Below are 23,258 nucleotides of genomic sequence, written 5' to 3' on the forward strand. Positions count from 1 at the left end.
TATCCGCTGGTGAATACCAGTCGGGACGGCCGGATTCGAACCGACGACCCCTTGACCCCCAGTCAAGTGCGCTACCAAGCTGCGCCACGTCCCGTTGCTACCGCCGGACCTTGCCCGCGACAGCCGGTACAGCTTAGCGCAGCTTCTCCCATCCGTCGCACAGCCCCCACCCCCACCGAGACCTTCGAGCCAGGCAGGTCACCACCCCTAAAGCGTCCTAGGAAGGAGGGTGAAGAGGGCGGGCCCAGTTGGGAGGGCAAGCAGCCTCTCACCTGGGCCCGGGAAGCAGATCAGCCGTGTGCTTTGCCTCGGCCGCCGGGGCCGAGCTTCTTGCGGGGGCGTACCGAGATCTCGATGGGGCTGCCCTCGAAGCCGAACTCCTCGCGCAGCTTGCGCTCGACGAAGCGTTGGTAGCCGGCGTCCAGCGGGCCGGTGGTGAACAGCACGAACCGTGGCGGAGCCACGCCCGCCTGGGTGGCGAACAGGATCCGCGGTGCCCGTCCCCCACGTACGGGGTGCGGGGTGGCCTGGACCAGGGCGGTGAGCCAGGCGTTGAGCTGCGCGGTGGGGATACGCGTCTCCCAGCTGTCCAACGCCCGGTGCAGGGCGGCGGCGAGCTTGTCGACGGCCCGGCCGGTCATCGCCGACAGGTTCAGCCGGATCGCCCACGGGATGCGGCGCAGTTCCCGGTCGATCTCCTTGTCCAGGTAGTACCGACGGTCAGCGTCGACCAGGTCCCACTTGTTGAAGGCGATGACCAGGGCCCGGCCGGCCTCGGTGACCATGGACAGGATCCGCTGGTCCTGTTCGCTGATCGGCTCGCTGGAATCGAGCAGCACCACCGCCACCTCGGCCGCCTCGATCGCGGCGGCGGTACGCAGGCTGGCGTAGTACTCGGTGCCGCTGGCCTTGCCGACCCGCTTGCGCAGCCCGGCGGTGTCCACCAGGTGCCAGGTCTCGCCGCCGATGGTGACCAGGCTGTCCACCGGGTCGACGGTGGTGCCGGCGACCGAGTCGACCACCGCGCGTTCCTCGCCGGAGAAGCGGTTGAGCAGGCTGGACTTGCCGACGTTGGGTCGGCCGACCAGCGCCACCCGTCGTGGGCCGCGCGGGCGGTTCTCCACGATCTTCGGTGCCTCGGGCAGCGCGGCCATGATGGCGTCGAGCAGGTCACCGGAACCACGGCCGTGCAGCGCCGAGATCGGGTGCGGTTCGCCGAGGCCGAGCGACCACAGCGAGGTGGCCTCCAGCTCGATGTTGGCGTTGTCGGCCTTGTTGGCGACCAGGATGACCGGTTTGGCGCTGCGCCGCAGCATCTTCACCGCCGCCTCGTCGACGTCGGTGGAGCCCACCGTCGCGTCGACCACGAACACCACCACGTCGGCGGTGGCCACGGCCGTCTCGGCCTGCGCGGCGATGGCCGCGGCCCGGTCCTTGGCGTCCGGTTCCCACCCGCCGGTGTCGACCACGGTGAAGGCCCGGCCGGACCACTGCGCGTCGTACGGGATCCGGTCGCGGGTCACCCCGGGTACGTCCTCGACGACCGCCTGGCGGCGGCCGATGATCCGGTTGACCAGAGTGGACTTGCCGACGTTGGGTCGGCCGACCACGGCAACCACCGGCTGCGGGCCGGTCGGCTCCTCGGTGTCGAGGTCCGGTTCCCGCAGCTCCACCCAACCGTCGTCGTTGCTCACGCCACGCCCCGCTCGGTGAGCAGCTCACGCAGTCGGGCCACAACCTCGTCGATGCCCAGTTCGGTGCTGTCGAGCACCACGGCGTCGGCGGCCTGGGCCAGCGGGTCGGCCTTGCGGGTCGAGTCCAGCTGGTCGCGCCGGGCCAGGTCGGCGGCGGTGGCGGCGACGTCGGAGGCGTTCTCGGCGCTGCGGCGGGCGGCCCGCGCGGCAGCCGAGGCGGTGAGGTAGACCTTCAGGTCGGCGTCGGGGGCCACCACGGACCCGATGTCGCGGCCCTCGACCACGATCCGGCCCGCCTTGTCGATCATGTCGCGTTGCCGGGCGACAAGCAGCGCCCGCACCGCCGGTACGGCGGCCACCGCGGACACGGCGGCGGTCACGTCGGCGCCCCGGATGTCGGTCTCGACGTTCACCCCGTCGGCGGTGACGGCGTACCCCTCGGGGTCGGTGCCGATGCGCAGGTCGACCTCGCCGGCGACCTTGGCCACCGCGTGCGCGTCGTTGAGGTCGACACCGGAGCGCAGCACCGCCCAGGTGATGGCCCGGTACATCGCGCCGGTGTCCAGGTAACGGGCGCCCAGGCTGGTCGCGAGCCGTCGCGACACGGTGGACTTACCCGAACCGGACGGCCCGTCCACAGCGACGACGCAGCGCCCGATCGGTATGTTTTCTCCCACCGTTGTCCTCCTCAGCCCGTACCTCACGGTCCGCCGTCACCGACGTCACGCAAGCGGTTGACACACATGTCCCATCATGCCCGGCGCCGAACCCCACGGCCCGCCGGGCCGTCCGCGAGCCTACCCCCAGCGGTACCCGCGACCGCGCGGTCAGTCACCCACGGCCTTGAACAGGGCGGCGACCTCCGCGTTGGTCAGCCGTCGGGTCCGCCCGCTGCGCAGGTCGCCGAGCCGGATCGGCCCGATGGCAGTACGCACCAGCCGGCTCACCGGGTGCCCGACCTCGGCGAGCAGCCGCCGGACGATGTGTTTGCGTCCTTCGTGCAGGCTCAGCTCGACCTGGGCGGTACGCCCCAGACTGTCCACCACCCGGAACGCGTCGACACTCACCGGCCCGTCCTCCAGCTCGATGCCGGCAGCCAGCCGCTTGCCCAGGTTGCGCGGGATCGGCCCGGCCACCTCACACAGGTAGGTCTTCAGCACCCCGTAGGAGGGGTGCATCAGCCGGTGCGCGAGGGTGCCGTCGTTGGTGAGCAGCAGCAGGCCCTCGCTGTCCGCGTCGAGCCGCCCGACGTGGTAGACCCGCTGCTCGACCCGGTTGTTGAGGAAGTCGGCCAGCGCGGTGCGGCCCTTCTCGTCGGCCATGGTGGAGACGACCCCGCGGGGCTTGTTCATGGCCAGGTACACCAGCCGGATGTCGGCCTGGAGTCGTTCACCGTTGACGTGGATGACGGCGGTGGCCGGGTCGACCTTGTCGCCGAGCTGCGCCACCCGCCCGTTGACCGTCACCTTCCGCCGGAAGATCAGGTCCTCGCAGGCGCGCCGGGAGCCGACACCGGCGGCGGCGAGCACCTTCTGCAGGCGTTCCGGGCCGGTGTAGACGGGCGCGTCGGGCGAGGGGGTGCGGTTATCGCGATGCATCAGCAAGCTCTTCTACGTCGTCGGGGAGGAACGGGGCCAGCGGCGGCAGGTCGTCGAGGCTGTTGAGGCCGAGTTTCTCCAGGAACATCGTGGTCGTCCGGTACAGGTACGCCCCACTGTCGGACTCGGTGCCACACTCTTCGACCAACCCCCGGGAGACCAGGGTACGGATCACCCCGTCGCAGTTGACACCGCGGATGGCGGAAATGCGCGACCGGGTCACCGGCTGCTTGTACGCCACCACGGCCAGGGTCTCCAGGGCGGCCTGGGTGAGGCGCACCGACTGCCCGTCCAGGATGAAGCGTTCCACGTAGCTGGCGTATTCCGGCCGGGTGTACAGCCGCCAGCCACCGGCCGCCCGCCGCAGGTCGAAGCCGTGTCCGGCGGCGGCGTAGCCGGCGGCGATGTCGTCGAGCATCGGGCCGATCCGCTCCGGCGGCTGCTCCAACACCTGGGCCAGGGTCAGCTCGCTGACCGGCTCGTCCACCACCAGCAGGATCGCCTCCAACGCGCCCCGCAGTTCGGTGTCATCCAGCAGCGGTGTCGGCTCGGGTGCCGGCCTGGCCCGCCCGGACCGCTGCCTGCGCGCCCCACCGGCCTCCCCCACCGCCGTCCCGGCCCGCTCACCGGCCGCCTGCCCATCGGCACCCGGTGCACCGACCGCAAGCGTCGACGACGCATCTGTCGCCTGTTCGTCGGCAACCGGTGCACCGACCGCAAGCGCCATTGACGCATCCGCTGCCGGCTCGTCGGCAGCCGTTTCGCCGGCGGGAAGGGTCACCGACGCGTCGGACACCTGCCCGTCGCCGGCCGGCGGCGGGGTGTCGCCGGCACCCTGTTGCGGCGGCTCGGTCGGGCTCTGCGGGCCGGACTCACCCGTGTCGTCCACGGCATCGTCAGAAGGCCGTGCCTGGGCAGGCACGGTGGTGGCGGTCTCGGCGGGTGGGGCGGGACGCTGCCAGGGTGGGATCCAGGTGGCTGCCTGGTCGGCAAGCGAATCCCGGCGTTCCTCGTGACTCATCCGGCGTGCTCCTGCCTCGTTGCCGTCCCGTCCGTGCCTGCTTCGCTTCCCGACACGGTCCCCGAGTCCGCCACCCTGTCGACCACCGGCGCGGGCCCCGGATCCGTGTCGACCACCGGCGCGGGTTCCGTATCCGTGTCAGCGGCCGGTGCCGCCGGGTTCTCCGCCGGCTCGGCGGGGGCGCCGGCGTACTCGTCGATGGTCAGCGCCGGTCCACCGTCGGCGGGTCCGGTCCAGCGTACGGTCAGCTCCTCCAACGCCTGTTCCTGCACGAAGGCCACCACCCCCTGCCGGTACAGCTCCAGCAGGGCGAGGAAGCGGGCCACCACCTCCAGGGTGGCCTCGCAGTCGGCGCAGAGCAGGGAGAAGGTGGCGGTGCCGACGCGGCGCAGTCGTTCGGCGATGATCCCGGCGTGTTCCCGGACACTGACCCGGACCATGTGCACGTGGGCGATGGAGACCTCGGGGATCGGTTTCGGGGTCATCGCCTTCACGGCCAGCTTGAGCAGCCGTTGCGGGCCGATGCCGAGCACCAGGTCGGGCAGGGCTTCGGCGAAGCGAGGTTCCAGGGTCACCGCGCGCGGGTAGCGGCGTCCGCCGACCTCCTCCAGCGCGGCGATGTGCGCCGCCGCCTCCTTGTACGCCTTGTACTGCAACAGCCGGGCGAAGAGCAGATCCCGCGCCTCCAGCAGGGCGAGGTCCTCCTCGTTCTCCACCTCGGCGGAGGGCAGCAGCCGGGCCGCTTTCAGGTCGAGCAGGGTGGCGGCGATGAGCAGGAACTCGCTGGCCTCGTCGAGGTCCCAGTCGTCACCCATGGCCCGGATGTAGGCGATGAACTCGTCGGTGACCTGGTGCAGGGCGACTTCGGTGACATCCAGCTTGTGCTTGCCGATCAGTTGCAGCAGCAGGTCGAACGGGCCGGTGAAGTTGGCCAGCCGTACGGTGAACTTGCCGGTGTCGGCACCGTCGACCGCGTCCGGATCGGCCACCGGCGTCTGATCGTCCGCGGCGGCGGGGTCGAGGGGCGGGGCGGTCACGCCGACGACCGTAGTCCACGGCCTGGCCACGGGATTGCGGAGCCTACCGCTCCGCCTGCGCGGCGATCACCTCGCGGGCGAGCTGGCGGTAGTTGCGGGCTCCGGAGGAGGCCGGGTCGAGGGTGGTGATCGGGGCGCCGGCGACGGTGGACTCGGGGAACTTCACGGTCTTGGTGATCACCGTCTGGTAGACCTTGTCGCCGAATGCCTCCACCACCCGTTGCAGCACCTGCCGGCAGTGGGTGGTGCGGCTGTCGTACATGGTGGCGAGGATGCCTTCGAGTTCCAGGTCGAAGTTGAGCCGTTCGCGGACCTTGTCGATGGTGTCCAGCAGCAGCGCCACGCCGCGGAGGCTGAAGAACTCGCACTCCAGCGGGATGAGCACGCCGTGCGCGACGGTCAACGCGTTGATCGCCAGCAGGCCCAGGGAGGGCTGGCAGTCGATCAGGATGTAGTCGTACTCCTTGCGGACGCTCCTGAGCACCCGCGCCAGGGCCATCTCCCGGGCGACCTCGTTGACCAGTTGGATCTCGGCGGCGGAGAGGTCGATGTTGGCGGGCAGCAGGTGCAGACCGGCCACGTCGGTCTTGATCAGGACGTCCTCGGCGGTGACGTCGTCCTGCATCAGCAGGTTGTAGACCGACAGGTCCAGGTTGTGCGGGTTGACCCCCAGGCCGACCGAGAGGGCGCCCTGCGGGTCGAAGTCGACGAGCAGCACCTTGCGGCCGTACTCGGCCAGCGCGGCACCCAGGTTGATGGTGGTGGTGGTCTTGCCGACGCCGCCTTTCTGGTTGGCCATCGCGATGATCCGCGCCGGGCCGTGCCGGTCGGTGGGCATCGGCTCGGGGATGGGCTTGCGCATTGTGTAGGCGGCCGGGTCGGCGGGCCCCAGGTCCGCACCGAGGGCGTTCTGCTGTTCGCGGAGCTCCGACGTCCAGGTCTCGGCACGGTCACCGTTGCCAGCCATGTCCTCGTTGCCCCCTCCCGACGACCATCCGGCGTCGGAGCCGCCCGACGTCCTTTGCGGCGCCGCTGCACACCCCGGTCATCTCACCGCCAAGGCTGCGCTGCCGACTGTACGCCACCGGCGAGCAGGGCGTTCGGCACCCGCTCGGCGTGTCGGCCAGCGGCACCGACCAGGGCCGCTCAATCGCGGGCACGTGGGTGGGCGGTGGCGTAGACCTCGCGCAGCCGGTCGACGGTGACCAGAGTGTAGACCTGGGTGGTGGTGACCGAGGCATGCCCCAGCAACTCCTGCACCACCCGCACGTCGGCGCCGCCGTCGAGCAGGTGGGTGGCGTACGAGTGGCGCAACGTGTGCGGGGAGACCGCCTGCGGCCCGTCGACGGGCAGAGCGGCGCGTTCGGCGGCGCGGCGCAGGATCATCCAGGCGCCCTGGCGGGTCAACGGACCGCCCCGGGAGTTGAGGAAGACCCTCGGGGTGCCGCGGCCGGCGGCGACCAGCCCGGGGCGGGCCCGGACCAGGTAGGCGCCCAGCGCCTGCATCGCGTACCCACCGATGGGCACCAGGCGGTCCCGCCCGCCCTTGCCGCGCAGCTGCACCACCGCGTCGGTGAGGTCCACATCGTCCACCGCGAGGCCGACGGTCTCGGAGATGCGGGCGCCGGTGCCGTACAGGAACTCCAGCAGCGCCCGGTCACGCAGCGCGAGCGGCGCGGTGTCCCCGGCGGCCTGCACCGGCCCGGCGGCGTCCAACAGTCGGACCACGTCGTCCAGCGACAGGGCGCGCGGCAGCCGGCGCGGCGGGGTGGGTGGTCGCACGTCGCGGCTCGGGTCGGCGGCGGCGAGGCCCTCGCGCAGCGCGAACCGGTGCAGGCCCCGCACGGCGCTGGCGGCGCGGGCGGCTGATGAGGCGGCCAGCGGCGGATGCCCGTCGTCACCGGCGCGCAGCCGGGCCAGGTGGCGTTCGATCTCGCCGGCGGGGACGGCGGCCAGGTCACTCACCCCGGCGGCGGCCAGGCTGTTCAGGTAGCGGTCCAGGTCCCGGCGGTAGGCCACCAGAGTGTTCGCGGCCAGGCCCCGTTCGACGGTGAGGTGGTCGAGGTAGCCGCGCAGGGCGCGGCGCAGAGCCGGCGCGGGCTGGTGGCCCGTGCCGGCTCCGTCCGCTGCGGCGGTCGGGGTGCGGCCGGTCAGGCCAGCACCTCGGCCAACGGGGTGGTCGGCAGGTCGTGTGCCTCCGCGACCGGGCCGTACACGACCTGTCCGTCGTGTGTGTTCAGGCCCAGCGCCAGCGCCGGATCGCGGCGGGACGCCTCACGCCAGCCGTGGTTGGCCAGCTCCAGCGCGTACGGCAGGGTGACGTTGGTCAGTGCGTACGTGCTGGTGTTCGGTACTGCGCCGGGCATGTTCGCCACGCAGTAGAAGATCGAGTCGTGCACCTTGTAGACCGGGTCGGCGTGCGTGGTGGGCCGCGAGTCCTCGAAGCAGCCGCCCTGGTCGATCGCGATGTCGACGAGCACGCTGCCGGGCTTCATCCGGGAGACCAGTTCGTTGGAGATGAGCTTGGGGGCCTTCGCGCCGGGCACCAGCACCGCGCCGATGACCAGGTCCGCGTCCAGCACCGCCCGCTCGATCTCGTACGCGTTGGAGGTGACAGTCTGCAGGTGGCCCCGGTAGATGGCGTCGGCCTGCCGCAGCCGGCCGACGTTCATGTCCAGTAGCAGCACCTCGGACTGCAGGCCCAGCGCGATCGCGGCGGCGTTCATGCCGGAGACACCGGCGCCGATGACGACGGTCTTGGCCGCGTAGACGCCGGAGACGCCGCCGGGCAGTACGCCCCGACCCCCGCCGGTACGCATCAGGTAGAAGGCGCCGACCTGCGGGGCGAGTCGACCGGCCACCTCGGACATCGGGGCGAGCAGCGGCAGCGACCGGTCGGGCAGCTCCACCGTCTCGTACGCGATGCCGGTGACCTTGCGGTCGAGCAGCGCCTGGGTGCAGTCGGGGGACGCGGCCAGGTGCAGGTAGGTGAAGAGCACCTGCCCCTCACGCATCCGGTGGTACTCCTCGGCGACCGGTTCCTTGACCTTGAGGACGAGTTCCGCGGTCTCCCACACCTCGTCGGCGGTGTCCAGGATCTTGGCGCCGGCGGCGGCGAACTCCTCGTCGGTGATGCTCGACCCGACTCCGGCGCCGGCCTCGACGAAGATCTGGTGACCGTTGCGGGTGAACTCGTTGACTCCCGCAGGCGTGATCGCCACCCGGTACTCGTGGTTCTTGACCTCGCGGGGAATGCCGACCTTCACGATGCAGACCCTCTCTCCGCCGGACCGCTAACCCGACTACGCGGCATGTGGTGGCCCCTTTGCCACTACACGGACAACCGGTCCTGTCGGCGCAGTTTATTCGGGCTCAGCACCACGTCGGAGCATGCACTGTGACACCTGGTGCCCGCGGACGTTGACGAAGTGTCAGGTGCGGCACCCCACCCTTCGGCGGAGTGACAGGTCAGCCGTCCAGACGGTGATCGGTCACAGCGTCCCACTCATGGCATGCCGGTCACACGGACCGCCGGATGGATCACTACTGTGTCGCCTCATGACATATCCCCCTCAGCCCGGGATTCCCCAGGGCGTTTCTGACAAGAGCAAAGTCGTCGCGGGCATCCTGCAGATCCTGCTGGGCGGATTCGGTGCCGGCCGCTTCTACATCGGCGACACCAAAACCGCTGTCATCCAGATCATCGTCACCTTCGTGACCTGCGGTGTCGGCAGCCTCTGGGGCCTCATCGACGGCATCCTGATCCTGGTCAACGGTGGCACCGACGCGCAGGGGCGTCCGCTGCGCGACTGACCCGTGACAGCACGCAGGGGCCGGGCGATGTTCGCCCGGCCCCTGCGCGTCGTCTGCTCCCGGCTCAGCCCGGCAGTGGGGCGTCCGCCCGGCGTAGCGCCGACCAGCCGGCGTCGCGGGCGCGGGCGGCGGCGAGCAGCCCGGCCACACAGGACGCATTGGTGATCTCGCCGGCCAGCACCATGCCGACCGCCTCGTCCAGGTCGATCCGGACGATCTGCAGGTCGGCCTCCTCGTCGTGCCGGTCGTGGCGCTGCTGCTCAGGCACGTCGGCCAGATCGCGGGCCAGGAAGACCCGGACCAGTTCGTCGGTGAAGCCCGGCGAGCTGTGCAGGTCGACCAGGACGTCGAGACGGCCGGCGGTCAGGTCGACCTCCTCGGCCAACTCCCGTGCCGCGGTGACCGCCGGGTCCTCGCCGGCCACGTCGGTCAGCCCCGCCGGCAACTCCCACAACCGTCGGCCGACCGGCTGGCGGTACTGCCGGATCAACACCACCTGACCGGCGTCGTCGAGCGCCACCACCGCCACCGCGCCGACGTGCCGGACCAGGTCACGGGTGGCGGTGCCACCGCCGGGCATGGTGACCTCCTCGGAGACCACCTCGAAGATGCGCCCGGAGTAGCGCACCTGGCGGGAGCGCACCTCGTAGCGGTGCTCGACCGCGCTCACGACGCGGACGTCGCCGGCGCGGCGGTGCCGTTGCGGGTGACCCGCTCGGCGGCGTCCAGGTCGACCGGAAGCTGGTCGGCCTGCGAGTACGCCACGGCGGCCTGCACGAACGCGGCGAACAGCGGATGCGGCCGGGTCGGACGGCTCTTGAGTTCCGGGTGCGCCTGGGTGGCCACGAAGAACGGGTGCAGCTCGCGGTCCAGTTCGACGAACTCGACAAGCCGCCCGTCCGGCGAGGTGCCGGAGATGTGCAGCCCCGCCTTGGTCAGCTGGTCACGGTAGGCGTTGTTCACCTCGTAGCGGTGCCGGTGCCGTTCGCTGATCTCGGTGCTGCCGTACGCCTCGGCGACGATCGACCCCTCGGCCAGTTTCGCCGGGTACGCGCCCAGCCGCATGGTGCCGCCCAGGTCGCCCTTGCCGGCGACGATGTCCTCCTGGTCGGCCATGGTGGCGATGACCGGGTGCACGGCCTCGGCGTCGAACTCCACCGAGTTGGCCCCTTCGAGTCCGGCCAGGTGTCGGGCCACCTCGATGGTCATGCACTGCAGGCCGAGGCAGAGCCCGAGCAGCGGGATGCCGTTCTCCCGGGCGTACCGGGCGGTGCCGATCTTGCCTTCGATGCCGCGCACCCCGAAGCCACCCGGGATGACGATGCCGTCGACACCGGCCAGGGCGGCCGCCGCGCCCGTCGGGGTGACGCAGTCGTCGCTGGGCACCCAGCGCAGCTGCACCCGGGCCCGGTTGCCGAACCCGGCGGCCCGGATCGCCTCGCTGACCGACAGGTACGCATCCGGCAGGTCCACGTACTTGCCGACCAGGGCGACGGTGATGGTGCGCTGCGGCTGGTGCACCCGCTCCAGCAGGTCGTCCCAGCCGTCCCAGTCCACGTCGCGGAAGGAGAGCCCGAGCCGACGCACCACGTACGCGTCGAGCCCTTCGCGGTGCAGCACCTTGGGGATGTCGTAGATGCTCGGCGCGTCCGGGGCGGCGATGACCGCCTCGGCGTCGACGTCGCAGTACAGCGACAGCTTGTGCTTGAGCTTGTCCGGGATGTCGCGGTCGGAGCGGCAGACGATCGCGTCGGGCTGGATGCCGATGTTGCGCAGCTGCGCCACCGAGTGCTGCGTCGGCTTGGTCTTCAACTCCCCCGACGGCGCCAGGTACGGCACCAGCGACACGTGCAGGTAGAAGCAGTTGTCCCGGCCCAGGTCGTGGCGGACCTGACGGATCGCCTCCAAAAACGGCAGCGACTCGATGTCACCGACCGTGCCACCCACCTCGGTGATCACCACGTCGGGGGTGCGGCCGTCGTCGTCCGGGTCACCCATCGCCAGGATCCGGGATTTGATCTCGTTGGTGATGTGCGGGATCACCTGGACGGTGTCGCCGAGGTACTCGCCGCGCCGCTCCTTGGCGATCACGTCGGAGTAGATCTGGCCGGTGGTGACGTTCGCCTTGCCGGACAGCGCCCGGTCCAGGAAACGCTCGTAGTGGCCGACGTCGAGGTCGGTCTCGGCGCCGTCCTCGGTGACGAAGACCTCGCCGTGCTGGAACGGGTTCATCGTTCCGGGGTCGACGTTGAGGTAGGGGTCGAGCTTCTGCATCACCACGCGCAGTCCCCGCGCGGTCAGCAGGTTGCCGAGGCTGGAGGCGGTCAGCCCCTTACCCAGCGAGGAGGCGACTCCCCCGGTGACGAAAATGTGCCTGGTCGTCCGTGCTGTTGGGGCCAAGGCCTGCTCCCGTGTCGTCCGTCGCGGTCGTGCAGACCGCCGAGCCGATCAGCGAAGTGATCACGCGATCCACGGGATTCCACGCTAACACCTTCCCGGTGCGGGCCTGGTGGCGCACCCGAGGTACGCCTCATCGGCTCACCCGGTCGCCACCTCGGCCGATGACCGTATCGCCCGGCCCCGGTCGCGTCGCGGCTCGTGCGACGCCCCGGCGTCGCCCGCCGGGGCGGTGCCGCTGCCCTCGTCGCCGGCACCGACCGCCCCGGCGCCCGACGAGTCGGCATCCGACGCCCCGGCCTGCGGCGAGGCGGCATCAGAGCGGTCGGCGTCAGCGGGCCCGGCATCGGACGAACCGGCATCCGACGGCCCGGCAGCAGGCGGCCCGGCATCGGACGGCCCGGCGTCCTGGGGGCGGTCGGTGGCGGGTCGGGTCCGGTCCGCGGCGTGGTCGAGCACCCGCAGCGCGGACAGCGCCGCCATCGGCACCACCACCGCCGCGGCCGCACCGGCCACGTCCAGGGCCACCGCGCCCAGCACGCCACCGATCCCGACCGCCACACCGGTGCCCGCCATCGCCGCACGGATCGCCGGATAGATCCCGAACAGCCGCCGCAGGCCGCCCCACGGTTGCAGCAGCGCGAACCACAGCAACAGCGCCCCGACCAGCGCCAGCACCGTCAACGGACTGTTGACCAGGGTCTGGAAGCTCGACGCGCTGGACCGCTGCACCGTCAACCCGCCCGTACCGTCGCCCAGGGCGGCGAGGAACCGGCCCAGGCTCCCCCGCTCGCCGGGCGGACGACCCAGGTCCACCACCGCGAACCCGATCATCACCGCCAGCCCGGCCATGCCCGCCCAGGCCAGCCGGGTCATGGTCAGCCAGCCGCCGGTACTGATCGCCGCGGCCACGCTCACCCCGGCGGTCAACGCGATCGCCCCGATCGAGTCGGCGCCCAGGTAGGGGCTGCCGACCACCACCACGGCAGCACCACCGATCAGCACCATCACCGTCGGCCGCCACTCGCGACGCACCCGCTGGGCCAGCCATCCGGCGGTCAGCAGCGAGGCGGCGATGAACACGCCGAGCCCGACGGTGCCGAGCCCGGCGTACCGGCCGCCCTCCAACGCGGAGTAGCCGATGACCCCGTTGAGTTGCAGGCGCGCGCCGGTGACCACGTCCAGACCGACGGCCAGCATGGTCAACCCGGCCACCGCGCCCAGCGGGCCGAGGGTGCTGCGGTAGCCCGGCGCGAGCCGCACCAGCAGCGTCGCGGCGGCGAGCAGCGCAGCCGTCAGCCCGGCGAAGGTGAGGGCCGGGTAGGTGTTGCGCCACCAGGGCACCGCCTCGGCCAGCAGCGCCGCCGGCATGGCCAACGCGGCGGCGACGAGCAGCAGTTCCACCACCGCCACCACCCGCCGGGACACCGGCTTCGGACCGTACGGTCCGGCGTGTCGGCGGGCCCGGCGCAGCAGCGGCAGCACCGCCACCGCCAACACCACCTGCACGCCGGCCAGCAGGATGAAGAACCCGCCGGCGACCTCCCGCTGCGCGGCGGCCTCCCGGTCGGCGTCGGCGGGCTCGGCGATCGCCGCGGCCAGGTCGTCCGGCCGGCCACCGACCGACTCGGCGGGTCGGCCGAGGAACTGCCGGTCCGGCATCGGACGACCCAACGCCGTCAACGCGGTCGGCGCGAGGTCGATCAGTTGCAGGTAGCCGCGACGCCCGGTGGTCGGCGAGGTCAACCAGCCGTTGTCCCAACCCGGCCCGTCGGCGACGGCCACGTGCAGCCGCGACGGCTGTTCGGTGTCCGCGACCCCGGCCACGATCACCAGCGAGTGCGGTGGCCGGGCGGCCAGCACCCGGGCCAGTTGCGCGTCGGCGTCGCGGGCCGCCGCCGCCCGCTCGGCCGGGTCGGTGCCGGCGACCGTGCCCAGGTCGACGATGCTGAGCACGCAGGAGCCGAGTAGCCCGGCTGGATCCGCCGGCAGGGTCGGCTCGTACCGGTCGACCCGGCCGAAGGGTCGGGCGGCGGCCACCGCCGCACCCGGACCGACCGCCACCGAGCAGCGCACCGACTCCGACAGGGCGCCGGGCACCGTGCCCCACGGCAGCCGGTCCTGGTTGTGCATCACCACGCTCTCCTGCTCCGGCAGGTTCGCGCCGATACGGTCCGGCTTGTCCACCCTCACCTCGGTCGGCGGGCACGTGCCGTCCCGCTGACCGCCGGTCCACCCGGCGAAGCTGCCCGCCCCCAGCGTCAACCAGCCGTCCAGCGGGCAGGTGGGCCGGTAGGCCGAACGCACCGACAGCGACCCGATCGACCCTTCGCGGGCCAACTGCCACAGCGTCGGGGTGCGCTGCGGGTCGACGTCGTCCCACCGCAGCCCGGCCACCCCGACCAGCACCACGAAGTCGGCGCCGGGTCGAGGCGGCGGCGTCCGCGGCCCCGCCGCCAACGCGAAGATGCCCACCACCACCACGACCAGGGTGAGCACGATCGGAGCGACTCGTCGCAGCATCACCGACGTCCCGTCGACGAGGCGTCGGCGTCCGGCGCGGCCAGTTCGGCGTAGAGCGCGACCACCTGGGCGACGGTGTCCGTCTCGGTGGGCCACGTCGCTGCCCGCGCCGCGCCACGCCGCCCCCACTCGACGCGGCCGGCGTCGTCGTCGAGCAGACCCTGCACCGCCGCGTCGACCGCGTCGACGTCGCCCGGCGGCACCAGCACGGCCGCATCGCCGACCAGCTCCGGCAGGCCGCCCACCGCGGTGGCCACCAGCGGTACGCCGGCACGCAACGCCTCCTGGGCGAACAACTGACGCGCCTCCCAGTCGCTGGTCACCACGGCCAGGTCCGCAGCGGCGAGCAGGTCCGCCACGTCGGTGCGGTGCCCGAGCAGGGTGATCGGCGCGCGCACGGCACTGATCCGGGCGGCCAGCGGCAGATACGCCGGCCCGCTGCCGGCGATCACCACGACCGGGGGCGGGGTGCGCTCCCGCCACCGGGCCGCGGCGTCGATCAACACGTCGTAGCGTTTCTGCGGGTGCAACCGACCGACCGAGAGGATCAACGGCTGGTCGGCGGCGACGGCGAACTCGGCCCGTACGGCGGCGCGCCCTCGACGCGGCGCAGGCAGCACCGGCGCGGCCACCGGCGCCAGCCGGGCGTCGGGCGCACCGAGCGCGACCGCACGGTCGACCAGGTCGGCCGACGCGCCGAGGGTGACCCGGGCGCCCCGGGCGACGATCCGCTCGACCAGGCGCGAGATGCGGCCCCGCAACCCACCGGTGAGCACCGCGTTGTGCCAGGTGACCACCAGCGGGGCGGACGGTCGGGCGAGCACCGCCACCAGAGCGGCGCGCAGTCCGTGCGCGTGCACGACCCGGACCTGCTCGTCGGCGAGCACCCGACGCAGCACCGCGACCGCCCGGGCGTCGCCGGGGGCGGGGCTGGCCGGGATCTCCACCGCCGCGAACCGGGCACCGGCCGCTTCGAAGTCGAACTGGTCCTGGGTCGCCGCGGGCCCGCAGACCAGCACCGGCAGCCCGGCGGCGGTCAACCCGCGGGTCAGTGCCCGCACGTGCTGTCCGACACCACCGGTGCTGGAGGCCAGCAGCAGCACCACCGTGCCCGTCCGCTCAGGCGTGCCCACCGGCTGATCACCCCTTCCCGTCGGCCTGCTCCGGGCGGTTCCCGTCCGCCTGCCTACCCCGTACGCGGGCCGGCAGCCGTCGGCGCAGCCCGGCCAGCACCGGACGCACGTCGCGTCGGTCGACCAACCAGACCACGGCGAGGAACACGACACCGACCAAGGCTCCGGACAGCATGCCCTGCCCGAGGGCCACCCACCGCGTCGGGGTGCCGTCGGCGTCCGCGAGCAGCCGCAGCAGGCCCAGCGCGGCCAGCGTCCCCGCGGTGGCGCCCAGCAGTCCCGCGCCGGCGGCCCTGCCGGCACCGGCCAGCGCCACCGGCCCGGCGGCGCGCCGCACGGCCAGCAGCAGCAGCCCGCCGAGCAGCAGCATGCCCACCGAGTTGGCAAGTGCTGCGGCGAGCACCCGGTCGGCCACCGGCAGCAGCGTCGACAGCGGCAGCAGGGCCAGCGGGACGACAAGCCATCCGGCGGTGATGGCGGCGGTGGCCGAGCGGGTCGCCCCCCGGGCGTACAGGGCCCGGGAGAGCACCGCGAACAGCCCGTACCCGAGCAGCCCGGGGGCGTACCCGGCGATGGCGTGGGCGGTGGCGTCGGCGTTGAGGGGGAAGAACCGCCCGATCGGCCCGGCCGTGCCGACGAGCACGGCAGCGCCGAGGAAGCTGAGCAGCAGCACCCCGCGCAGGGTGGCCGCCAGGGTGTGACGGTAGGTCTGCTCGTCGCCGCCGGCGGAGGCCGCGGCGAGGGTGGGGTACGCGGCGGTGGCCAGCGGCACCGCCAGCACCGCCCAGGGCAGCAGGTAGAAGGTCTGGGCGAGGTTGAACACCTGCGGCGCCTCGGTGAGCCCACCGGCGACCCGGTACAGGATCACCGCCAGCGCGACCTGCTGGGCGGTGACGGTCACCACCCCGGCCACGGCCAGCCCACCCACCCGGGCCCGGGCGTCGGCGGTGAACGTGTAGCCGAAGCGGGGCCGCAACCGCAGCCGGCGGATCGGGATCAGCAGCGACAGCGACAACACCGCCACGCCGAGGGTGGTGCCCGCCGACAGGATCAGCTCCGCGCCACGGCCGGCCTGCGCCACGCTCGCCCCGGGCCCGGCTACCCCGACGAAGACCAGGTACACGACGATCACGGTGAGGCTGGACAGCAGCGGCGCGATCACCGGCCAGGCGAAGCGGCGGTGCGCCTGCAGCACACCGCTGAGCACGATGCCGATGCCGTACAGCGGCAACTGCGGCGCGAAGACCCGCAGCATCCGGGCCCCGGCGGCGAGTTCCTCCGGCGACCGGCTGTCCCCCAGCAGGTTGATCAGCGGGCCGGCGCCCAGCGCCAACAGCACCGCCAACGGCACCAGCAGGGTCACCGTCCAGGTCAGCAGGGCACCGGTGGTGGCCGCCACCGCCCGCCGGTCACCGGCGGCGACCGCACCGGCGAGCAGCGGCACGACCAGGCTGGCCAGCGCCCCACCGGCCACGATCTCGAAGATGATGTTGGGTGCGGTGTTGGCCAGCACGTACATCGCACCCAGGTCGCTGTCCTGGACCACCCAGGTGAACACGGCCGTACGCCCGAACCCGGCCACCCGGCTGAGCACGGTGAGTACGGCGATGAGCGCGGCAGCCGAGGCCACCCGGCCGGCGCCGGCGAGGGGGGCCGGTCTGGTCACGTCAGTCGGGGCGGCGGCCCAGCGCGTCGAGGTCACGCAGCCCCGGCGTACTCGCGATGACCTTCGTGAAACTGACCTTCTCGCTGGCGGCGGTGAGTCCGGCGAGCACCGCGAGCAGGGCGGCCCGACCGACCGGGCCGGTGCGGGCGGCCAACGCCACGCCGAGCACCGCGCCGAGGGCGTTGGCGCCGCTGTCGCCGAGCATCACGTCCTCGTCCAGGTCGGCGGGGAGCAGCCCGGCGGCGGCACCGACCGCACCGGCGGCGATCCCACCCTGCCGGCCCGCGGTCAACGGTGCGCCGAGCAGCAGGCCGGACTTCAACGCCCGCCCGGGCCGCAGGTCGAGCAGGTTGAGCAGGTTCGCGGTCCCGGCGATCACACCCGCGCCGAGCAGCACGTCGACGCCGCGACCCAGCGGGCCCTGCCGCTGCCGCCGCCGATGCCCGGCCACGCCCTGGTCGGCGGCGAGCAGCGTCGCGGCACCGAGACCGGCCGCACCCACCCCGACGATCTTGACCAGGCCGGCGGTGACCCGGCCCTGCCGCAGCGCGGCGAGGTGCCCCGCGAAGCCCTTGTACGCCTTCTGTTCCGGCCGCGCGCCGACCACGTCGTCGTACAGGCCGACGGCACCGGCGCCGAGCCCGGCCAGCAGGGTCGCCGCGCCGGCCGGCACGCTCGCCGCCCCGCACGCCGCCGCGCCGCTGGCGCCCGCCGCGAGCGCCGGCCCGGCCGCCAGGGTGACGGTACGGCCACGGAAGTTGGTCCGCGCAAGCCCGGCCCCGGCCGGGGAGGTCCGCACCTGACGCAGCGCGTACCGGGCGGCAGCCGCCCCGATGCCCGCCGCCAGCAGTCCCCGCACGATCGTCACGCCGCCGCCTCGCTCCGCACGCTCACACGGCCCTCCTGCCAGTCGGCGGACATCGTCGAATTCGGTGCACCGGGTGCACCGGCGCTCACTGGGGCAGTTTAGGCAGCAGCGACGCGGCATTGTCACCCACGCCGTACTGACCGGCCTTGCGCTCGGTAAGCTGCTGCACCAGGGCCAGCGTGGTGACCAGTTGCCCCTGCACGGTGTTGGCGTTGTCGATGGTCGAGATGGTCTGCGCGAGCACGGCGTCGCCGCGGACGAAGGCCACCAGGTTGCCGTTAGCGGAGCCGTTGCCGGCCACCACGATGCCCCCGGTCCGGTCGAACTGCTCGGCGATCTTGACGACCGATTCGTCCTTCTTGGCGGAGTCCTTGTCCACGTACGGCAGCCCGCTCACCACCACCACCGCCTCGGCCGCCATGGTGATCCGGTCGGCGGCGCTCAGATAGCTGGCGTTGCTGTACGCGGCCAGCACGGCCCGCCGGTCGGCCTCGGTGACCGGTTCCGACCCGGCCGGCTGATCCAGCAGCACGGTGGCCAACAGGGCGCTGGAGGTCTCCACCCCGTGACCGTTGCCGGGCAGGTTGGCCGTCGGCGCCCCGGTCGGCCGGGCCGCGGTGACCGCCAGCTCCAGCAGGTTGTTGTTGTTCTCCGGGTTGATGAACTTGTCCTGCAGATCGATGCGGCCGGTGAGGTCGGCGCCCGCCAACTGCAACATCTTGATCACACCTTCGGCGTGGTCACGGCCGGTCGGCGTGGTCAGCACCAGCACCCGCTTGCCGGTCAGCTTGCCCGGCAGCGTGATCTGCGCCATCTCGGCGGCGAACTGCTCCTCCAGCTCCAGCTCCCGTTCCATGCTCTGGACCGTCTGACGCATCTGCTGGTTGGCCTTGCTCAGCGCGTCGACGTGTTCCTTGAGCGAGTCGGCCACCGGGCCGTTGAGCGCGGCGGTGCCGACCACCAGGCCGATCGCCAGTGCCAGGAAGACCGCGGTCAGGGAAACCACGTGGTAGCGAAAATTGATCACGCTTGCAGCCTCTTGAATCGGTCGGGGGCTAGAAGAGCTGGCCGAGCTGGAACACGAAATTGTCCCACCACTCGGAGACCACACCCAGGTACGCCTTACCAACGGTGGAGACGGCCACCGCCGATGCCATGGCCGCGACCGCCGAGAGCACCAGCAGCAACAGGGAGGAACCGGAGATGCCCTGCCGGTAGAGCCGGCTGACGCCCTTGGCGTCGACCAGCTTCCCGCCGACCTTGAGCCGGGTGAGGAACGTCGAGGCCATGCCGCCGCGGCCCTTGTCGAGGAACTCGACGAGGGTGGCGTGGGTGCCGACCGCCACGATCAGCGAGGCGCCCTTCTCGTCGGCCAGCAGCATGGCCAGGTCCTCGCTGGTGGCGGCGGCGGGGAAGGTCACCGCCGACACCCCCAGGCCGTTGACCCGGGGCAGGCCGGGCGCCCGCCCGTCCGGGTAGGCGTGCACGATCACCTCGGCGCCGCAACGCAGCACGTCGTCGGTGACCGAGTCCATGTCACCGATGATCATGTCCGGTGTGTAGCCGGCCTCGACCAGCGCGTCGGCGCCACCGTCGACGCCGATGAGCACCGGCTTGAACTCCCGGATGTAGGGGCGCAGCACGTCCAGGTCGGCCTTGTAGTCGTAACCCCGGACCACGATCAGGCAGTGCCGGCCCTGGACCTCGGTGACGATGTCCGGCACGCCGACACCGTCGAGCAGCAGGTCACGCTCCTGCCGGAGGTAGTCCATGGTGTTGGCGGCGAACGCCTCCAACTGCACCGACAGGCCCTCCCGGGCGTCCGTCATCGCCTTGGCCACGCTCTCGGCGTCCTGCAGGCTGCCGTGCGCCACCGGGTCGTCACCCAGGAAGACCGTGTTGCCCTCGATCCGCACGGTGTCGCCCTCGCGGATCCGCTCGAAGATGCCCTCACCCAGGTCGTCGAGCAGCGGGATGCCGTTGGAGACCAGCACCTCCGGCCCGAGGTTGGGGTACCGGCCGGAGACCGACGGCTTGGCGTTGAGCACCGCACCGACACCGACCGCGACCAGCGAGTCGGCGGCGACCCGGTCCAGGTCGACATGGTCGATGACCGCGATGTCACCCGGGCGGAGCCGCCCGACCAGGCGTTTCGTCCGGCGGTCCAGGCGTGCGGTGCCGAGGATCTGTCCCGGTTCCGCGTTCCGGGCCCGGCGCAACGTGGGTAGACGCATCGTGACCATCCTGGCATGTGAGGCAGGCGAATCCGTCGCGACATGCCTGAGCAGGGCCGCCTACCCAGGGAAGCACATACCGGCGAAGGCCGGTGTGCCTCCGCTCACAATGATGGTCTCACGACCGCCTTTCCCGGGCCGCCACGGCCAGCAACTCCTCCGCGTGAGCGATACCCAGATCCGAGTCCGGCAAACCCGCCAACATCCGGGCCAACTCCCGCGCCCGCTCGGTGTCCTCCACCACCCGCACCCCACTGGTGGTCACCGCACCACCGGTGTCCTTCGCCACCACCAGATGCCGGTCGGCGAACGCCGCCACCTGCGGCAGATGGGTCACCACCAACACCTGGTGACTGCGGGCCAACCGGGCCAACCGCCGCCCGATCTCCACCGCAGCCTGACCACCGACCCCCGCGTCGACCTCGTCGAACACCAACGTGGGCGGGCCACCGGAGCCGGCGAAGACGACCTCGATGGCCAACATCACCCGCGACAGCTCACCACCGGAGGCACCCCGCTGCAACGGCAACGACGGCGCACCCGGATGCGCCAGCAACCGCAACTCGACCTCGTCGCCACCGTCCGGCCCGACACCGACCTCCACCCCGTTGACCGGCAACGTGGGCTCGGCCCGACCCGCCGGTCGGGGCAGCACCGCCACCTCCACCCGGGCGTGCGGCATGGCCAACCCGGCCAACTCCGCGGTGACCTGATCGGCGAAACGAGCCGCCGCCTCCTGTCGGGACACCGACAACCGCCCGGCCAACTCGGCCACCTCACCGGCCAGCCGCGACGCCTCCCGGTCCAACTCGTCGAGCAACTCATCCGAGGTGTCCAGCTCCGACAACCGGGCACCGGCCCGCTGCGCCCAGGCGATCACCCCGTCGACGTCGTCGGCGTACTTGCGGGTCAACGCCCGCAACGCCGCCCGACGCTCGTAGATGGCCTGCAACCGGGCCGGATCGGCATCCAGGCCGGCCAGATACGTCGACAGTTCCACCGACACGTCGGCGACCAGGGTCGCCGCCTCCTCCAGCCGCGCCGCCAACTCACCGAGGACCGGATCCGTGCCGGCCTGCGCCTCCAACGTCCGCCGGGCGGCGCCCAGCAGCGTCGACGCGTCCGGCGTGTCGTCGGTGGCCTCCAGACCACCGGCCACGCACTGGTGCGCCAACTGCGCCGCGGCGCGCAGCCCCTCGGCATGCTCCAGCCGCTGCACCTCCGCCTTCAGCTCGTCGTCCTCACCCGGCTGCGGATCGACCCGGGTGATCTCGTCGAGGCCCAACCGCAGCAGATCCGACTCCTGATGACGCTCCCGCGCGTTACGCCGCCGGTCGGCCAGGTCGTCGACCACCCGCCGCCACTGCGTGTACGCCTCCCGCGTCGCGTCCAGCAACTTCTCGTGCTCCGGGCCGGCGAACCGGTCCAACGCGGCACGCTGCTCGGCCGGCCGCAACAACCGCAGCTGATCGGACTGGCCGTGCACCGCCACCACCTGCTCGCCCACCTCACCGAGCATCGACACCGGCATGCCCCGCCCGCCCAGATGCGCCCGCGACCGCCCCTCGACGGTGACCGTACGGCTCAACAGCAGCGCACCGTCCTCGTCCGGCTCACCACCGGCGTCACTGATGCGCGCGTGCACCGTCTCGGCGAACCGCCCGGTCAGCCGCAACCGCCCCTCCACGACCGCCCGACCCGGCTGGGCGCGCACCCGCCCCGCGTCGGCCCGGCCACCGAAGAGCAGACCGAGGCCGGTCACCACCATGGTCTTGCCCGCACCGGTCTCGCCGGTGATGACGTTCATCCCGCCGGTCAACGGCAGCGTGGTGTCCTCGATGACGCCCAGTCCGGTGATGCGCAGCTCTTCCAGCACAGCACCCGACAGTAGACGCGGTGCCCGACAGTTGACCAGCCGGCGCGGGCCGCGGCGCGCCCCGACCGCAAGCGTCGTACAGTTCAGCCCCATGTCGGAGGTGGTCGGCCTGACCCCGGCCGAGGAGGAGCTCTACCGCTGCCTGGTGCAGCTCACCACGACCCACATCGACGAGCTGACCGAACGGCTGCACCGCCCCCGTACCGACATCATCACCCACCTCGACGCCCTGCGCGCCCAAGGACTGGTCCTGCCGGCCGACCCCGAACCGGACGCGGCGCTGCGCCCCCTTCGCGCCGGACGTCCCGCTCGGCAGGGCACTGCTGCGCCAGCAGGAGGCCCTCGAGTGCTCGGAGTCTGCGACGCGCCGCATCGCACGGTCACCAGTCGCGGCACGCCACACCGGCGACACGTCGCCAGGTGGACACCAGGCGGACCGCCGGCCGGCAGGCAGGTGTCCGTCCGATTACCGCCGGGGCCTCACGAAGCGGGCCCGGTCAGCGACGGGAGCCCCGCCAGCCCTGCACCGGCAGGTCGAACTTGGCCACCAGCCGATCGGTGAACGGCCGATCCCGCAGCCGCACGACCCGCACCGGCAGCGCCCCGCGCCGCACGGTGATCCGCGCCCCCGGCGGCACGTCGTAGACGCGCCGACCGTCGCAGGACAGCACCGCGAGCGTGGTGTACGGATCAACCGTGATCGAGATGGTCGACGTGGGTGCGGTGACCAGCGGACGGCTGAACAGCGCATGCGCACTGATCGGCACCAGCAGCAGCGCCTCCACCTCCGGCCAGACCACCGGCCCGCCACCGGAGAACGCGTACGCGGTGGAGCCGGTCGGGGTGGCGCAGACGACGCCGTCGCAGCCGTACCGCGACAACGGCCGCCCATCCACATCGACCATCAGCTCCAGCATCTGGGACCGCTCGCCCTTCTCGACGCTGATCTCGTTCAGCGCCCAGGACTCGATGGTCGGCCCGCCGTCGAACTCGGCCGTGACGTCGACGGTGAGCCGCTCGTCGACTGTGTAACTGCGGGAGACCACGTCACTGACCGCACTGTCCAGGTCATCGATCTCCGCCTCGGCCAGGAAACCGACCTTGCCGAGGTTGATGCCCAGCAGCGGCACCTTCGCCGGTCGGGCCAGCTCCGCCGCACGCAGGAACGTGCCGTCGCCACCGAGCGCGAAGACGATCTCCGCGCCTTCGGCGGCCTGCGGGCCGCTGACCGGGATGACCCCGGGCAGGTCCAGATCCTCGGCCTCCTCGGCGACCACCCGCACCTCGAAACCGGCGGCGATCAGGTCGCAGGCCACCGCCCGGGCATGCTCGGTGCTGCGGCGACGACCGGTGTGGGTGACCAGCAGAGTGGTCCGGCTCACCGGCCCCACCCTCCGG

At 72.3% G+C, this 23,258-nt stretch carries 18 protein-coding genes, 1 tRNA gene and 1 pseudogene; 1 reads left to right on the forward strand and 19 read right to left on the reverse strand.

Going from position 1 to position 23,258, the window contains the following annotated elements:
• Positions 1–20: 20 nt before the first annotated feature.
• The 9 genes and pseudogenes from EG812_RS27985 to ald form a co-directional block, all read right to left on the reverse strand.
• Positions 21–94 (reverse strand) — tRNA-Pro (locus EG812_RS27985).
• 196 nt (positions 95–290) lie between these two features.
• The gene (der, locus tag EG812_RS27990) at positions 291–1,694 is read right to left on the reverse strand and encodes a ribosome biogenesis GTPase Der (RefSeq protein ID WP_126713362.1); all 1,404 of its coding nucleotides are present in this window, start codon (positions 1,692–1,694) and stop codon (positions 291–293) included.
• The gene (gene cmk / locus EG812_RS27995) at positions 1,691–2,371 is read right to left on the reverse strand and encodes a (d)CMP kinase (RefSeq protein WP_126713363.1); all 681 of its coding nucleotides are present in this window, start codon (positions 2,369–2,371) and stop codon (positions 1,691–1,693) included. The genes der and cmk overlap by 4 nt, the downstream gene beginning before the upstream one ends.
• Positions 2,372–2,521: 150 nt before the next feature.
• A complete protein-coding gene (locus tag EG812_RS28000) occupies positions 2,522–3,292 on the reverse strand; it encodes a pseudouridine synthase (RefSeq protein ID WP_126713364.1) in 771 nt (256 codons plus the stop codon).
• Positions 3,279–4,313, reverse strand: a complete 1,035-nt coding sequence (gene scpB / locus EG812_RS28005) for an SMC-Scp complex subunit ScpB (RefSeq protein ID WP_126713365.1) — start codon at positions 4,311–4,313, stop codon at positions 3,279–3,281. Before scpB ends, EG812_RS28000 begins: the two co-directional genes overlap by 14 nt.
• Positions 4,310–5,369: pseudogene (locus EG812_RS28010) on the reverse strand (segregation and condensation protein A). The gene scpB and the pseudogene EG812_RS28010 overlap by 4 nt, the downstream one beginning before the upstream one ends.
• A 24-nt stretch (positions 5,370–5,393) precedes the next feature.
• The gene (locus tag EG812_RS28015; RefSeq protein ID WP_013732865.1) at positions 5,394–6,317 is read right to left on the reverse strand and encodes a ParA family protein; all 924 of its coding nucleotides are present in this window, start codon (positions 6,315–6,317) and stop codon (positions 5,394–5,396) included.
• A 179-nt stretch (positions 6,318–6,496) separates the two neighbouring features.
• Entirely contained in the window at positions 6,497–7,504 is a 1,008-nt protein-coding gene (locus tag EG812_RS28020) for a site-specific tyrosine recombinase XerD (RefSeq protein WP_050814581.1), read from the reverse strand.
• Positions 7,501–8,616, reverse strand: coding sequence for an alanine dehydrogenase (ald, locus tag EG812_RS28025; RefSeq protein WP_013732863.1), 1,116 nt, complete (start codon positions 8,614–8,616; stop codon positions 7,501–7,503). Before ald ends, EG812_RS28020 begins: the two co-directional genes overlap by 4 nt.
• A gap of 241 nt (positions 8,617–8,857) precedes the next feature.
• Here ald and EG812_RS28030 point away from each other — a divergent pair, with 241 nt between their 5' ends.
• Positions 8,858–9,163, forward strand: a complete 306-nt coding sequence (locus EG812_RS28030) for a TM2 domain-containing protein (RefSeq protein ID WP_081476265.1) — start codon at positions 8,858–8,860, stop codon at positions 9,161–9,163.
• Between the two features lie 64 nt (positions 9,164–9,227).
• On the opposite strand, the gene EG812_RS28035 is transcribed toward EG812_RS28030, so the two are convergent.
• From EG812_RS28035 to EG812_RS28080, 10 genes are all read right to left on the reverse strand, one after another.
• Positions 9,228–9,833: an NUDIX domain-containing protein gene (locus EG812_RS28035; protein WP_126713367.1), complete on the reverse strand. Its 606-nt coding sequence runs from the start codon at positions 9,831–9,833 to the stop codon at positions 9,228–9,230.
• Positions 9,830–11,563, reverse strand: a complete 1,734-nt coding sequence (gene pyrG, locus EG812_RS28040; RefSeq protein ID WP_043720374.1) for a CTP synthase — start codon at positions 11,561–11,563, stop codon at positions 9,830–9,832. The genes EG812_RS28035 and pyrG overlap by 4 nt, the downstream gene beginning before the upstream one ends.
• Before the next feature lie 138 nt (positions 11,564–11,701).
• On the reverse strand, positions 11,702–14,083 hold the full coding sequence (locus EG812_RS28045) for a hypothetical protein (protein WP_126713368.1): 2,382 nt from the start codon (positions 14,081–14,083) through the stop codon (positions 11,702–11,704).
• Entirely contained in the window at positions 14,083–15,216 is a 1,134-nt protein-coding gene (locus tag EG812_RS28050) for a glycosyltransferase family 4 protein (RefSeq protein WP_126713369.1), read from the reverse strand. Before EG812_RS28050 ends, EG812_RS28045 begins: the two co-directional genes overlap by 1 nt.
• A gap of 7 nt (positions 15,217–15,223) precedes the next feature.
• Positions 15,224–16,882, reverse strand: a complete 1,659-nt coding sequence (murJ, locus tag EG812_RS28055; RefSeq protein WP_126713370.1) for a murein biosynthesis integral membrane protein MurJ — start codon at positions 16,880–16,882, stop codon at positions 15,224–15,226.
• A 1-nt stretch (position 16,883) separates the two neighbouring features.
• Entirely contained in the window at positions 16,884–17,741 is an 858-nt protein-coding gene (locus tag EG812_RS28060; RefSeq protein WP_126713382.1) for a hypothetical protein, read from the reverse strand.
• A 94-nt stretch (positions 17,742–17,835) separates the two neighbouring features.
• Positions 17,836–18,777 (reverse strand): copper transporter, encoded by a 942-nt coding sequence (locus EG812_RS28065; protein WP_126713371.1) that lies wholly within the window; start codon positions 18,775–18,777, stop codon positions 17,836–17,838.
• Between the two features lie 28 nt (positions 18,778–18,805).
• A complete protein-coding gene (gene steA / locus EG812_RS28070) occupies positions 18,806–19,984 on the reverse strand; it encodes a putative cytokinetic ring protein SteA (protein ID WP_126713372.1) in 1,179 nt (392 codons plus the stop codon).
• Positions 19,985–20,102: 118 nt separating this feature from the next.
• Positions 20,103–21,860: a DNA repair protein RecN gene (recN, locus tag EG812_RS28075; RefSeq protein ID WP_126713373.1), complete on the reverse strand. Its 1,758-nt coding sequence runs from the start codon at positions 21,858–21,860 to the stop codon at positions 20,103–20,105.
• Positions 21,861–22,357: 497 nt separating this feature from the next.
• Positions 22,358–23,242 carry an NAD kinase gene (locus tag EG812_RS28080; RefSeq protein WP_013732852.1) on the reverse strand — a complete coding sequence of 295 codons (885 nt, stop codon included), beginning with the start codon at positions 23,240–23,242 and terminating at the stop codon, positions 22,358–22,360.
• Positions 23,243–23,258: the final 16 nt, after the last annotated feature.

The sequence above is a fragment of the Verrucosispora sp. FIM060022 genome (genome assembly GCF_003977705.1).
Lineage (GTDB): Bacteria > Actinomycetota > Actinomycetes > Mycobacteriales > Micromonosporaceae > Micromonospora > Micromonospora gifhornensis.

Coding starts and splice junctions, on each gene's coding strand:
- EG812_RS28000 (WP_126713364.1), bottom strand. CDS start 3,292: ATGCATCGCGATAACCGCACCCCCTCGCCCGACGCGCCCGTCTACACC.
- scpB (WP_126713365.1), bottom strand. CDS start 4,313: ATGAGTCACGAGGAACGCCGGGATTCGCTTGCCGACCAGGCAGCCACC.
- EG812_RS28015 (WP_013732865.1), bottom strand. CDS start 6,317: ATGGCTGGCAACGGTGACCGTGCCGAGACCTGGACGTCGGAGCTCCGC.
- EG812_RS28030 (WP_081476265.1), top strand. CDS start 8,858: ATGGCATGCCGGTCACACGGACCGCCGGATGGATCACTACTGTGTCGC.
- EG812_RS28045 (WP_126713368.1), bottom strand. CDS start 14,083: ATGCTGCGACGAGTCGCTCCGATCGTGCTCACCCTGGTCGTGGTGGTG.
- steA (WP_126713372.1), bottom strand. CDS start 19,984: ATGCGTCTACCCACGTTGCGCCGGGCCCGGAACGCGGAACCGGGACAG.